The 11,828-nt window shown below is 69.8% G+C and carries 10 protein-coding genes and 3 tRNA genes; 6 read left to right on the top strand and 7 right to left on the bottom strand.

Annotation, left to right across the window (positions count from 1 at the left end):
* Nucleotides 1–8: 8 nt before the first annotated feature.
* From H4F70_RS06755 to H4F70_RS06745, 3 genes are all read right to left on the bottom strand, one after another.
* Entirely contained in the window at nt 9–1,616 is a 1,608-nt protein-coding gene (locus tag H4F70_RS06755) for a carboxyl transferase domain-containing protein (RefSeq protein ID WP_182359600.1), read from the bottom strand.
* Nucleotides 1,617–1,621: 5 nt separating this feature from the next.
* Nucleotides 1,622–3,283: an AMP-binding protein gene (locus H4F70_RS06750; RefSeq protein ID WP_182359599.1), complete on the bottom strand. Its 1,662-nt coding sequence runs from the start codon at nt 3,281–3,283 to the stop codon at nt 1,622–1,624.
* 232 nt (nt 3,284–3,515) lie between these two features.
* On the bottom strand, nt 3,516–4,151 hold the full coding sequence (locus H4F70_RS06745; RefSeq protein WP_182345956.1) for a TetR/AcrR family transcriptional regulator: 636 nt from the start codon (nt 4,149–4,151) through the stop codon (nt 3,516–3,518).
* A gap of 45 nt (nt 4,152–4,196) precedes the next feature.
* On the opposite strand from H4F70_RS06745, the gene H4F70_RS06740 reads away from it, so the two are divergent.
* The 6 genes from H4F70_RS06740 (at nt 4,197) to ehuA (ending at nt 10,229) form a co-directional block, all read left to right on the top strand.
* Nucleotides 4,197–5,453 (top strand): alkaline phosphatase family protein, encoded by a 1,257-nt coding sequence (locus H4F70_RS06740; RefSeq protein ID WP_182359598.1) that lies wholly within the window; start codon nt 4,197–4,199, stop codon nt 5,451–5,453.
* Complete coding sequence (locus tag H4F70_RS06735; RefSeq protein ID WP_235681371.1) at nt 5,450–6,976, top strand: MFS transporter; 1,527 nt, start codon at nt 5,450–5,452, stop codon at nt 6,974–6,976. The genes H4F70_RS06740 and H4F70_RS06735 overlap by 4 nt, the downstream gene beginning before the upstream one ends.
* A 119-nt stretch (nt 6,977–7,095) precedes the next feature.
* Nucleotides 7,096–8,013, top strand: coding sequence for a transporter substrate-binding domain-containing protein (locus tag H4F70_RS06730; protein ID WP_182345958.1), 918 nt, complete (start codon nt 7,096–7,098; stop codon nt 8,011–8,013).
* 5 nt (nt 8,014–8,018) lie between these two features.
* Nucleotides 8,019–8,795 carry an ectoine/hydroxyectoine ABC transporter permease subunit EhuC gene (gene ehuC / locus H4F70_RS06725; protein ID WP_182359597.1) on the top strand — a complete coding sequence of 259 codons (777 nt, stop codon included), beginning with the start codon at nt 8,019–8,021 and terminating at the stop codon, nt 8,793–8,795.
* Nucleotides 8,792–9,439, top strand: coding sequence for an ectoine/hydroxyectoine ABC transporter permease subunit EhuD (gene ehuD / locus H4F70_RS06720; RefSeq protein ID WP_182359596.1), 648 nt, complete (start codon nt 8,792–8,794; stop codon nt 9,437–9,439). The genes ehuC and ehuD overlap by 4 nt, the downstream gene beginning before the upstream one ends.
* A 28-nt stretch (nt 9,440–9,467) precedes the next feature.
* Nucleotides 9,468–10,229, top strand: a complete 762-nt coding sequence (ehuA, locus tag H4F70_RS06715) for an ectoine/hydroxyectoine ABC transporter ATP-binding protein EhuA (RefSeq protein ID WP_182359595.1) — start codon at nt 9,468–9,470, stop codon at nt 10,227–10,229.
* A gap of 49 nt (nt 10,230–10,278) precedes the next feature.
* Here ehuA and H4F70_RS06710 read toward each other — a convergent pair whose 3' ends face one another.
* From H4F70_RS06710 to H4F70_RS06695, 4 genes are all read right to left on the bottom strand, one after another.
* A complete protein-coding gene (locus H4F70_RS06710) occupies nt 10,279–11,106 on the bottom strand; it encodes an acyl-CoA thioesterase (protein ID WP_182359594.1) in 828 nt (275 codons plus the stop codon).
* A gap of 240 nt (nt 11,107–11,346) precedes the next feature.
* A tRNA-Phe gene (locus H4F70_RS06705) sits at nt 11,347–11,420 on the bottom strand.
* Nucleotides 11,421–11,452: 32 nt separating this feature from the next.
* Nucleotides 11,453–11,526: transfer RNA gene (locus tag H4F70_RS06700), tRNA-Asp, on the bottom strand.
* A gap of 140 nt (nt 11,527–11,666) precedes the next feature.
* Nucleotides 11,667–11,739 (bottom strand) — tRNA-Glu (locus H4F70_RS06695).
* Nucleotides 11,740–11,828: the final 89 nt, after the last annotated feature.

Raw genomic sequence — 11,828 nt, 5'->3', positions numbered from 1 at the left:
CTGTTCACTCACATCCTGAAGACGCCGTAGGAGACCGGCTCGAGCGGGGCATTCGCCGAAGCGGCCAGTGCCAGGCCCACGACGGTGCGCGTGTCGGCGGGGTCGATGACGCCGTCGTCCCACAGCCGCGCCGTCGAATAGTAGGGACTGCCTTGCCGTTCGTATTGGTCGCGCAGCGGGGCCTTGAAGCGCTCGGCGTCCTCGTCCGACCAGCTTTCGCCCTGGGCCTCGAGTCTGTCGCCGTGCACCGTGGCCAGCACCGAGGCGGCCTGTTCACCGCCCATCACGGAGATCCGCGCGTTGGGCCACATCCACAGGAACCGCGGCGAATACGCGCGCCCGCACATCGAGTAGTTGCCGGCCCCGTAACTGCCGCCGATGACGACGGTGAGCTTGGGCACCCGGGCGCAGGCGACGGCGGTGACCATCTTCGCGCCGTGCTTGGCGATGCCGCCCGCCTCGTAGTCCCGGCCCACCATGAACCCGGAGATGTTCTGCAGGAACAGCAGCGGGATCCGGCGTTTGTCGCACAACTCGATGAAGTGCGCGCCCTTCATCGCGGACTCGGCGAAAAGCACGCCCGCGTTCGCGATGATGCCGACGGGATGCCCGTGCACGCGCGCGAACCCGGTGACGAGCGTCTTGCCGTACTCCGCCTTGAACTCCTGGAATCCGTTCTCCACGTCGCCGGACCCGGCCCCGCCGTCGACGATCCGGCTGATGACGTCGCGCACGTCGTACGGTATGCGCGAGTCCGGCGGGACGACGTCGTAGACGGTCTCCGGATCGTGGAGCGGCGGCACGGATTCGGCCACCTCCCAGGGGGGATCAGCGCGCGGGCCGAAGGTGCCGGCGATGCGCCGGACCGTTTCGAGCGCGTCCTCGTCGTCGTCGGCGAGGTGGTCGGTGACCCCGGAGACCTTCGAGTGCAGGTCTCCGCCGCCGAGTTCCTCCGCGGTCACCACCTCGCCGGTCGCCGCCTTCACCAACGGCGGGCCGCCCAGGAAGATCGTGCCCTGTTCGCGGACGATGACGGCTTCGTCGCTCATCGCCGGCACATAGGCCCCGCCCGCCGTGCACGAGCCCATGACGGCCGCGACCTGCGGGATTCCCCGCGCGCTCATCGTCGCCTGGTTGTAGAAGATGCGGCCGAAGTGGTCGCGGTCCGGGAACACCTCGTCCTGCCGGGGCAGGAACGCGCCGCCCGAGTCGACGAGGTAGATGCAGGGCAGGTTGTTCTGCAGCGCCACCTCCTGCGCCCGCAGGTGCTTCTTCACGGTCATCGGATAGTAGGTGCCGCCTTTGACGGTGGCGTCGTTCGCAACCACCACGCACTCGCGGCCGGCCACCCGGCCGACGCCGGCGATGACGCCCGCGCCCGGGCACTCGTCGTCGTACATGCCGCCGGCCGCCAGCGGGGCGATCTCGAGGAACGGCGAACCGGGGTCCAGGAGGCGCTCCACCCTGTCGCGTGGGAGCAGCTTCCCGCGGTCGACGTGCCGCTGCCGGGCGCGCTCCCCACCGCCCAGCGAGGCCGAAGCCAGCCGCTCGCGCAGCTCCGTGACCAGCGCGCGGTGCTGGTCGGCATACCCGCTCTGCACTGCATTGTCCGTCATCGTCGTCATTTCTTCCCGATCAGTTCGAGGGACTCCGTACGCATCTGCACCTTGCGGATCTTCCCGGTGACGGTCATCGGGAATTCGTCGACGATGTGCACGTACCGAGGAATCTTGAAGTGTGCGAGCCTGCCCCGGCAGTACTCCCGCAGCCCGTCGGCCGTCAGCGCATCGGCACCGTCGCGCAGCTTGATCCACACCATGAGCTCCTCGCCGAACTTCTCATCGGGCACGCCGATCACCTGCGCGTCGACGATGTCGGGGTGGGTGTAGAGGAACTCCTCGATCTCGCGCGGGTAGATGTTCTCCCCGCCGCGGATCACCATGTCCTTGATCCGGCCGGTGATGCTGAGATAGCCGTCGTCGTCCATCACAGCGAGGTCGCCGGTGTGCATCCAGCCCTCGGCGTCGATGGCCTCGTCGGTCTTGGCCTGGTCCTCCCAGTACCCGCGCATGACGATGTATCCGCGGCTGCAGAACTCGCCGGCCTCGCCGCGTGGCAACGTGGTGCCGTCGGCCGGGTCGACCACCTTCACCTCCACGTGCGGCCCCGCGCGCCCGACGGTGCCCACCCGCTGTTCGAGCGTGTCCGCGGTGCGGGTCTGCGTGGACACCGGCGAGGTCTCGGTCATCCCGTAGCAGATCGAGACGTCCTTCATGTTCATCCGGTCGATGACCTTGCGCATGACCTCCGCCGGGCACGTCGAACCGGCCATGATGCCGGTGCGCAGGCTGGACAGGTCGAACGTGTCGAAGTCCGCCAGCCCCAGCTCCGCGATGAACATCGTCGGCACGCCGTACAGACTGGTGCAGCGCTCGACCTGCACGGCGCGGAGCGTGGCCCGCGGGTCGAAGCCCGGCGCGGGAATCACCATCGCGGCACCGCGGCTGGTGGCCGCCAGGTTGCCCATCACCATGCCGAAGCAGTGGTAGAACGGCACCGGGATGCAAATGCGGTCGTGCTCGGTGTAGTCGATCAGCTCGCCGACCATGAACCCGTTGTTGAGGATGTTGCGGTGGGTCAGCGTGGCGCCTTTGGGCCGTCCCGTGGTGCCCGAGGTGTACTGGATGTTGATCGGGTCGTTCCGGTCCAGCAGCGCGGCCGCCGCGTCCACCGCCGCCTCGTCGGCGGCGTCGAGAGGACGGTCCGCGAGCTCCGCCCACCGGGCCGACCCGAGGTAGACGACGTCGGTGAGCGCGGGGCACCGGGGTGCGACCTCGTCGAGCATCGCGCGGTAGTCGGAGTCCTTGAAGCTTTCCGCCGCGAACACCGCAGTGATCCCGGACTTCTCGAGCGCGTACTCGAGCTCGAACGCCCGGTAGGCGGGGTTGATGTTCACCAGCACGGCGCCGATCTCCGCCGTGGCGAACTGGACGATCACCCACTCCCACCGGTTGGGCGCCCAGATCCCCACCCTGTCTCCGGTGCGGACGCCGGTGCGCAGGAGCCCCGCGGCCAGCCTGCGCACCGCCGCACGCAGTTCGGTGTAGTTCCAGCGCAGGCCGGCCGCGCAGTCCACCAGTGCCTCACGCTCCGGGTGGCGCTCGGCGGTGGCGGCGAGGTTCGCCCCGATCGTCTGCTCCAGCAGCGGCGGCGCCCCCTCACCCTGCGCGTACGACGACTGCCCCCGGTCCGCGGAAACCCCGCGGCGATCCGCATCGACCATTCTGCTCTCCCGATTCCGGTGGTGCTCCGTGCAGGTCATCCGGTTGACGGCGGGCACCTGGCCCGCGGTGCGCGCCCCGGCCCGGAGATGCCCGGCCCTGCTCGCACACTCGGTTAACAACCGATAACTGAGGCTAGCACCGGGCGCACCGCTGTGTCCACCATCACTGGGACGCCCGAGTATTCCGGGGGCGGGGCACTGCCGGACATGAGCGGGGAACGCGCGGTCCGGTTCAGTCGGCGAGCGGCACGCGCAAGGCTGCCAGCGCCATCGCCGACAACAAACGCACCGCGTGGCCGCCCCCGACCTCGTCGACCGACGGCGCGTGGGGCGTCGAGTTCATCAGCCCGAAGGCCGCATGCGCGCGGAACCGGGCGTCTCGCACCGACAGCCCCGCGTCCAGCTCGCACAACGTGCCCGCCCACAGCTCCACGTACTCGCGCTGCAAACGGCGGACGCGCCTCTCTGCCTCCGGCTCCAGCACGGACAGGCTGCGGTCCTGGATCCGGATGAGGTCCTCGTCGGCCACGGCGAAACGGGCGTGCGCCGCAACCAGGCGCAGGAGGGCGTCGTCGGGCCCGTCCGCCATCGCCACCTGCGCCTTGCCGTCCGCCAGGAGCCGTTCGCTGATGCCGACGAGGAGCTCGACGAGCACGTCCTGCTTGCTCGCGAAGTGCCGGTACACCGCCGGGCCGCTCACGTCCGCCGCAGCGCCGAGGTCGCGCATCGAGACGCCGCCGTAGCCGCGCTCGGCGAACAGGCGGGCCGCGGCATTGAGCAGGCGCAGGCGCCTGTCGGCCTTCTGCCGGTCGCGCAGCGTCCCGGCTTCCGCCGCCGCATCCGCCCCGTCCGGTTCGACTCCGGTCATGCCGCCGACAATACGATGCCCCGGGCGCCCGGATACTCTCAGGTGATGGCGACGGTCACCTCCTCATCCCGGCAGCACGACCCGGCGGTACCCGCCCCCGCGTGCGGTTCCGGCACCATCGCAGACCTCGTGCCGAGCGCGCTCGCGGTGCTCGGACTCCCGGGCGAGGCCGACCGCCTCGACCTCCACGCGCTGCTCGGCCCGGCGCCGGTGCGCCGCCTGTGCATCCTGCTCGTCGACGGGCTCGGCGCACGCCAGCTCGCGGCCTGCGCAGACGCAGCGCCGCTGCTGACCTCGCGGGGCGCACCCGCCACGGCCGAGTCGATGCGGGTGATCGGCACGGGGTTCCCCTCCACCACCGCGGTGAGCCTGAGCTCCCTGGGCACGGGCGTTCCCCCGGGCGAGCACGGCCTGGTCGGGTATCTCATGGCCGTCCCCGGATTCGACCGCGCGATGAACCCGCTGCGCTGGCGCCTGCACGGCGAGGGCGACCACGTGGACCTGCTCGCCGAGCTGCCCCCGGAACAGTTCCAGCCCCGCCCCACGGCCTTCGAGCGGGCCGCCGGCGCCGGCGTCGCCGTCACCCGCGTCGCGCCGGGATACCAGGCGAAATCCGGGCTCACCAGGGCCTCGCTGCGCGGCGGGCGGTTCGACGCCGCCTTCTCCCTCGGCGACCTCGCGGCACGCTCGGTGGCCGCACTTGCCGCCTCCGACCGCGCGCTGGTGTACACCTACCACGGCGACCTCGACCTCACCGGCCACGTCCGCGGGCCCGATTCCGACTCCTGGCGTGATGAACTCGCGCAGGTCGACCTGCTCACCGCCACGATCGTGCGCGACCTGCCGGAGGACGCCGCGCTGATCGTCACCGCCGATCACGGCATGCTCGGCATCGACGACCCGCTGGACTTGGACGACCGCGACGGCGTGGCCACCACCGCCGGCCTGCTCGACGGGGTGCGGCTCATCGGCGGCGAGCCCCGCGACCGGCACGTCTACACGCGCGAGGGTGCGGCCGCGGACGTGCGCGACCGATGGGAGGAGACGCTGGCCGCACGCGCGGACGGCAGGCCCGCCCAGCAGTTCGCCGTCGTCGAACGCGACGACGCCATCGCGCGTGGCTGGTTCGGCCCCATCGTCACCGACGACGCGCGCCGGCGTATCGGCGACGTGCTCGCCGTCGCCACCGGGACCTCGGCGCTCATCCGCCGCTCGCACGAGCCGCTGCAGTCGCGGCTGATCGGTCACCACGGTGCACTGACCCCCGTCGAACGCGAGATCCCGCTGCTGGGGTTCCGGTGATCCGGGGCGGGCCCGAACCGGCCGACCCGACCGCGCCGGGACCAGCGGCGGCAGTCCGGTCGCCGTCGCTCATCACGCTCGTGCTGTGCCTCACCGGCACGTCGGTGGCCCTGCTGCAGACGATGGTCGTGCCGATCCTGCCCGACTTCCCGACGATCTTCGGCGTGCGCGCCGACGACGCGTCCTGGTTGATCACCATCACCCTGCTCACCGCGGCGGTGGGGACGCCGTTGATCTCGCGGCTCGCGGACATGGTCGGCAAGAAGCGGATGCTGCAGGTGTCGCTGGCGTTCATGGTGACCGGGTCCGCGCTGCCGGCGGTGTCGTCATCGTTCGCCGCCGCAGTCGTCGGCCGTGGTCTGCAGGGCTTCGCCATAGCGCTGATCCCCGTGGGCATCTCACTGCTGCGCGACCATCTGCCCGCGCGCAAAGTGGCCGGGGCGACCGCCCTCATGAGCGCCACCCTCGGCATCGGCAGCGCGCTGGCCCTGCCGCTCGCCGGGATCATCGACTCCGCCGTCGGGTGGCAGGGGATCTTCTGGGTGCCCGCGGCATTCGGCGCGATCATGCTCGTAGCGGTGCGGATCATCGTCCCGGAATCGCCGGTGCGCACAGGAGGGCGCTTCGACTGGCTCGGCGCCCTCCTGCTCTCCGGCGCGCTCACCGCGCTGCTCATGGCGATCACGAAGGGCGGGGCGTGGGGCTGGTCGAGCGCCGAAACACTCGCCACGTTCGCGGCCGCGGCCGCGCTGCTCGGCCTCTGGATACCGTTCGAGCGGCGGGTCGCCGATCCGCTCGTGGACCTGCGCACCTCCACCCGTAGGCCGGTCCTTCTCACCAACGCCGCGTCCGCGCTCGTCGGGTTCTCCATGTATGCGAACATGCTGCTCACCACGCAGCAGCTCCAGCTTCCGGACTCGCTCGCGCACGGGTTCGGCCTGTCGGTCATGGCGGCCGGCTTCGCGATGATACCCGGCGGCATGGCGATGGCCCTGTTCTCGCCGGTCTCCGCCTACATCACCAACCGCCGCGGCCCGCGCACCACCCTGTTCGTCGGCGCGGCGGTGATGGCCGCCGCCTACCTCGCGCGGACGCAACTGGACCATTCGGTGGCCTTCATCGTGCTCGGGGCGATGTTCGTCAGCATCGGCACCGCCATCACGTACTCGTCGATGCCGATGCTCATCATGGAGTCGGTGCCGCGCACCGAGACGGCCTCCGCGAACGGGCTCAACTCGCTGCTCCGGTCCATCGGCACCTCCACGGCGAGCGCCGTGGTGGCGGCGCTGCTCACCGCGATGACCGTGGGCGTGGCGGACCTGGCCTCGGGCACCGCCGCGGCGGGCGGGGGCGTGCCGTCCGCGCTGGCGCATCTGCCCGCGCCCGCCGCCTTCGACGCCGCGTACTACGCCGCCGCGGGCGCCGCCGCACTGGCCTGCGCGGTGGCGCTGACGATCCCGAAGCCCGCACGCGCCCGTGCGGGTCGAACACGACGTCACGATCGCGTCTCCCCCGAGACGTGATTCCGGGGTGCCGATCACATGGGTCACGAATTACCTATAAGGTCACATCCGACCGAACGCACGAAGGCAACCGACGAGTGGCGCCGACATCGCCGGCGCTCACGGCGAGGAGCGCGATCATGGGCAGACAGTCATTGACAACTCCGCTTACGCAGGGCTTTTCGCGGCGCGGATTCCTCGCGGGGGCGGGCGGAGTGGGCCTCGTGGCCGCCACCGGGTTCACCCTCGCAGGGTGCGGAAGTTCCTCGGATTCCGGAAACACGCTGCAGAAGGCGCAGGACGCCGGCAAGATCACCGTCGGCTACGCGGGCGAGCGTCCGCACAGCTTCAAGGAGGACGGCACGCTCACCGGTGCCGCGATCGCCATCGACAGCGCCGCCTACAAGGAGCTCGGCATCGACAAGGTCGAAGGCGTGCTGGTCGATTGGGGCGGATTGATCCCCGGGCTCAAGGCGGGACGCTTCGACGCGGTGAGTGCCGACATGTCGATCCTCCCCGAGCGCTGCAAGGAGGTGGCGTTCTCCACCCCCACGTTCCGCTACACCACGGCGCTGATGACCCCGCCCGGGAACCCGATGGGTCTGATGAACCTCGACGACGCGGCCGCGAAGGGCGCCAGCGTCGCGGTCATGGCGGGTGCTCTCGAGAGCGGGTACTGCGACAAGCTCGGCATCGACAAGACGTCCGTCGACACAGCGCAGGACGGCATGGATGCCGTGACCGCCGGACGTGTCGACGCCTTCGCGCTCACCGGCGTATCACTGCACTACATGAAGAAGCAGCAGCCGGACGCCCCCGTGGACGTCACCCCGTCGTTCGTGCAGGTGATCGACGGCGTCCCGCAAATCAGTGGTGGTGCAGCGACGTTCCGGCAGGGTGACACCGAGCTGGTCGACGCCTTCAACGAGAAGGTCCGCCCCATCGTCACCGACAAGGAACGCTACCTCTCGCTCGTCAGCGAGTTCGGTTTCAGCGAGGCCGAGATGCCTGATCCCGACTGGACCACGCAAGCGTTCTGCGACGGGAAGCTCCCGTAAGCGGTATGGGAGACCAGCTTCAGGCTGTACTCGACCACCTTCCGGACTTCCAGCACGGCCTGATCGTCACCCTGGAGTTGACCGCGGGCGGAACGGTGCTGATGTTCATCCTGGCCTTCGCGCTGGGCCTGGCATCCACCGCGCCCGCGGCCATCGTCCGCGGTGTCGCCCGCGTGGTGATCGAGTTCTTCCGCGGGACATCGCTTGTGGTCCAGATGTTCTGGCTCTTCTTCGTCCTGCCGCAACTCGGAGTGGAGATCTCTCCGATGCTGTGCGGGATCCTCGCGCTGGGGCTCAACTACGGCGCCTACGGCGCCGAGGTGGTCCGTGGCGCCTTGGGTGCGGTGCCGGTGCCCCAGCGTGAGGCCGCCGTGGCCCTGGGCTTCTCGCCGGTGGACCGATTCCGGCGCGTCGTCTTCCCTCAGGCGTGGGTGCAGATGATCCCGCCGATGAAGGTGCTCATCATCCAGCTGCTCAAGGGCTCCGCCATCGCCTCGGCGATCACGCTGGTGGACTTGAACTTCCAGGGGCAGATCCTGCGCAACGCCACGGGCAACACGTTTCTCGCGTACGGCATCGTGCTCGTTCTGTATTTCATCATCGCGTACGTGATCGAGTGGCTGATGAAGGGAGTCGAGTACCTCGCCAAGCACCGGCTGGGCCTCGTCGACGCCGCATGGTGGGACCCGCGCCGGTACCGGACGCCGGCGCTCGCCGGCGCCGCGGCGCCGGCCGGGGCATCCGACGAGGATCCGCGCGGCACGCGAGGGGGTGACCGATGAGCATCGACTGGAGCTGGGAAACCACCTGGGACGTCCTGCCCGTCCTCCTCGAGGGGTTCAAGACCACGCTGCTGGTCACCGTGATCGGCTCGGCCATCGCCATCCTGGCCGGGCTGATCGTCGCCGTGATCCAGCAGACCGGGTTCAAACCCGTGACATGGCCGCTGAGTTTCGCGTTCACCTTCATCCGCTCCACCCCGCTGGTGGTGCAGCTCACCGCCGTCTACGTGGCCATGCCCACCGTCAAACCGCTCTACATCGGCATCGCCGTCATCGGCGTGCACTACGCCACATACCAGTCCGAAGCCTTCCGCGCCGGCATCGACGCGGTGCCGAGACACCAGTGGGAGGCATGCACTGCGCTGTCGCTGCCGCGGCGTCGCACGTGGATCGCGGTGATCCTCCCGCAGGCCCTGCGCGGCGTGGTGCCCGCCCTGGGCAACAACATCGTCGCCATGTTCAAGGACACCCCGTTCCTGTCGGTCATCACGGTGACGGAGATGGTGCGGGTGGCCCAGGTCTACGGCGGCGACCACTTCCGCTACATGGAGGCCCTCACCCTGGCCGGTCTGATCTTCCTGGTGGCCAGCTATCCCACCTCCCTGCTCATCCGCCGTCTGGAGGCACGTCTTGCCCGCAGCTGACACAGCGACCGCCACGCAGGATCAGCCGATGATCCGATTCGAGAAGGTGGTGAAGAAGTTCGGCGACAACACCGTGCTCGACCACCTGGACTTCTCGGTGCGCCGCGGCGACCGCGTCACGCTCATCGGCCCGTCGGGGTCGGGCAAGACCACCATCCTGCGCCTGCTGATGACGCTGGAGAAGGTCACCGACGGCATCATCTGGGTGGGCGACGAACCGCTGAGCCACGTCCGCCGCCGCGGAAAATGGGTCCCCGCTCCGGAGAAGTACCTGCGTCGCCGACGCCGCACCATCGGCATGGTCTTTCAACACTTCAACTTGTTCCCCAACATGAAGGTGATCGACAACATCACCGAGGCGCCGATCCGGGTGCTCGGGCATTCCAAGCAGGACGCCCGCACCCGGGCGATGGAATTGCTGGACATGGTGGGGCTGGCGGACAAGGCGGAGCAGCACCCGTCCAAGCTGTCGGGCGGACAGCAGCAGCGCGTGGCCATCGCCCGGGCCCTGGCGATGGAACCGGAGATCCTGCTGCTGGACGAGGTGACCTCGGCGCTGGACCCGGAGACCGTCTCCGACGTGCTCGACGTGCTCCGCGAGATCGCCCGCACCACCGACATCACCATGCTCATCGTCACGCACGAGATGCGCTTCGCGCGCGACGTGTCCAACCGCGTGCTCATGTTCGATGGCGGCCGGATCGTCGAGGAGGGCGCACCGGAGAAGATCTTCGGCGACCCCGACGAGGAGCGCACGCGGAAGTTCCTGCACGCGGTGCTGGGCGACTGACGAGCGCCTCCGCCGCGGCACGGCCGGCGCAGCGGTGTTCGATCCGGCGTCAGGCCTTGAAGTACACGAGCTGGTGCGAGGTGGCCAGCAGGGTGCCGTCGGTGCCCCAGATCTCCGCCACCTGGTCGAAGTACCCCTTGCCGAACGCCTTGGCCCGAGCCGTAGCCAGCACCGGCTCGCTGCCCTGGCGGGCCAGCGCCTCGGCGTCCGCGTGGAAGTACACGGTGAAGGTCACCGTGCCCGCCGGCAGGGCGGTGCCGCGCCGCAGGAACGCCCGCGGATAGAAGCTGTCGCAGATGCCGGTGAGCGCCGCGAAGTCGAGGGGCCGCGGCGGCATGTCGCGCACCCACATCGTGGTAGTCGAATCGTCGCTCTCCACCGGTTCCGCGCCGTCCACAGGAGGCTGCGGGATGCCGCCGACGATCCAGCGGAACTCGTAGTTGTCCGCCCACTTGATGAACGGCGGCATCGGCCGCGCCGGGACCTCGTCCGGCCCGGGGACCTGCGGCATCACGGCCTCGTCCGCAGCCCAGGTGTCCCGCCGCACCGCGAACACGGCCGTGGCGGTGGTGGCGACGACTCCGTCCTGGCTGAGCTCGATGGACCAGTGCTGCGTGGAGCGGTTGGTGCGCGTGGGGCGGGCGGTGACGGTGAACGCGCCGTCCGCGACGGGCCCCGCGAAGTTCACCGTCAGCGCCACGGGCTCGCCGATGCGCTCGGGGTGACGCTCGGCGGCCCGCAGCAGCACTGCGGCCGTATTGCCGCCGAACGGGCCCACCATGTTCGCGTACGCCGCAGAAGTGGCGCCGGTGCAGGTCCCGTCGTCTCCCGCGGCCAGTTCCAGCGAAGCATCGAGCGGGTGGGTGTTCTGCGGCACGGCTGCACTCCTCGTTGCGGGCGGACTTGTCTGCGGCCCTTCATGCGACGGCCGTCGGCGGCCACGGCCCGTCCCCCGCCGCAATGCGCCGCGGGACGGGCCGTGGCCGCGTTCCGCCAGGCTATCCGGCGGCGGAAATCGCGCGCTCGTCGCCTCTCCCCCCGGCAGTGAGCGCCTGATGCAGAAAGCGGACACCCCGGCGCCACGAGGGCGACCGGGGTGTCCGCTTACATGATGTTGTGGCCAGGGCCGGGGTCGAACCGGCGACCTTCCGCTTTTCAGGCGGACGCTCGTACCAACTGAGCTACCTGGCCGGAAGGTCTCGGCGTACCACCGAAACCTTGTGCGACCCTGACGGGACTCGAACCCGCGACCTCCGCCGTGACAGGGCGGCGCGCTAACCAACTGCGCCACAGGGCCTAGCTGTGTACTGCCTGGAAGCCAGTGCTTCCGGTAGTAATTTCTACCATGTCCCGCCGCCGGAACCGAATCGCCTGGTCCGCGTCGTGATCATCGTCGATCACGATACTGCACGCGATACTGCACTGCCGGTGAGACCGTACCCCCTACGGGATTCGAACCCGCGCCGCCGCCTTGAAAGGGCGGTGTCCTAGGCCGCTAGACGAAGGGGGCTCGCCGAGCAGGCTCGGCAAGTACCCTCAACGGCTTTCCGTTGGGAGCGAGAGAAGCATATGACATGCCCTCCCGCTCCGCCAAATCGG

It is taken from the genome of Tomitella gaofuii, from assembly GCF_014126825.1.
Taxonomy (GTDB): domain Bacteria; phylum Actinomycetota; class Actinomycetes; order Mycobacteriales; family Mycobacteriaceae; genus Tomitella; species Tomitella gaofuii.
This window is presented reverse-complemented; position numbering and strand designations above follow the sequence as displayed.

Excerpts from the sequence above, each read along its gene's own strand:
- H4F70_RS06755 (WP_182359600.1), bottom strand. The coding sequence starts at position 1,616 with ATGACGGACAATGCAGTGCAGAGCGGGTATGCCGACCAGCACCGCGCG.
- H4F70_RS06750 (WP_182359599.1), bottom strand. The coding sequence starts at position 3,283 with ATGGTCGATGCGGATCGCCGCGGGGTTTCCGCGGACCGGGGGCAGTCG.
- H4F70_RS06745 (WP_182345956.1), bottom strand. The coding sequence starts at position 4,151 with ATGACCGGAGTCGAACCGGACGGGGCGGATGCGGCGGCGGAAGCCGGG.
- H4F70_RS06740 (WP_182359598.1), top strand. The coding sequence starts at position 4,197 with ATGGCGACGGTCACCTCCTCATCCCGGCAGCACGACCCGGCGGTACCC.
- H4F70_RS06730 (WP_182345958.1), top strand. The coding sequence starts at position 7,096 with ATGGGCAGACAGTCATTGACAACTCCGCTTACGCAGGGCTTTTCGCGG.
- ehuC (WP_182359597.1), top strand. The coding sequence starts at position 8,019 with ATGGGAGACCAGCTTCAGGCTGTACTCGACCACCTTCCGGACTTCCAG.
- ehuD (WP_182359596.1), top strand. The coding sequence starts at position 8,792 with ATGAGCATCGACTGGAGCTGGGAAACCACCTGGGACGTCCTGCCCGTC.
- ehuA (WP_182359595.1), top strand. The coding sequence starts at position 9,468 with ATGATCCGATTCGAGAAGGTGGTGAAGAAGTTCGGCGACAACACCGTG.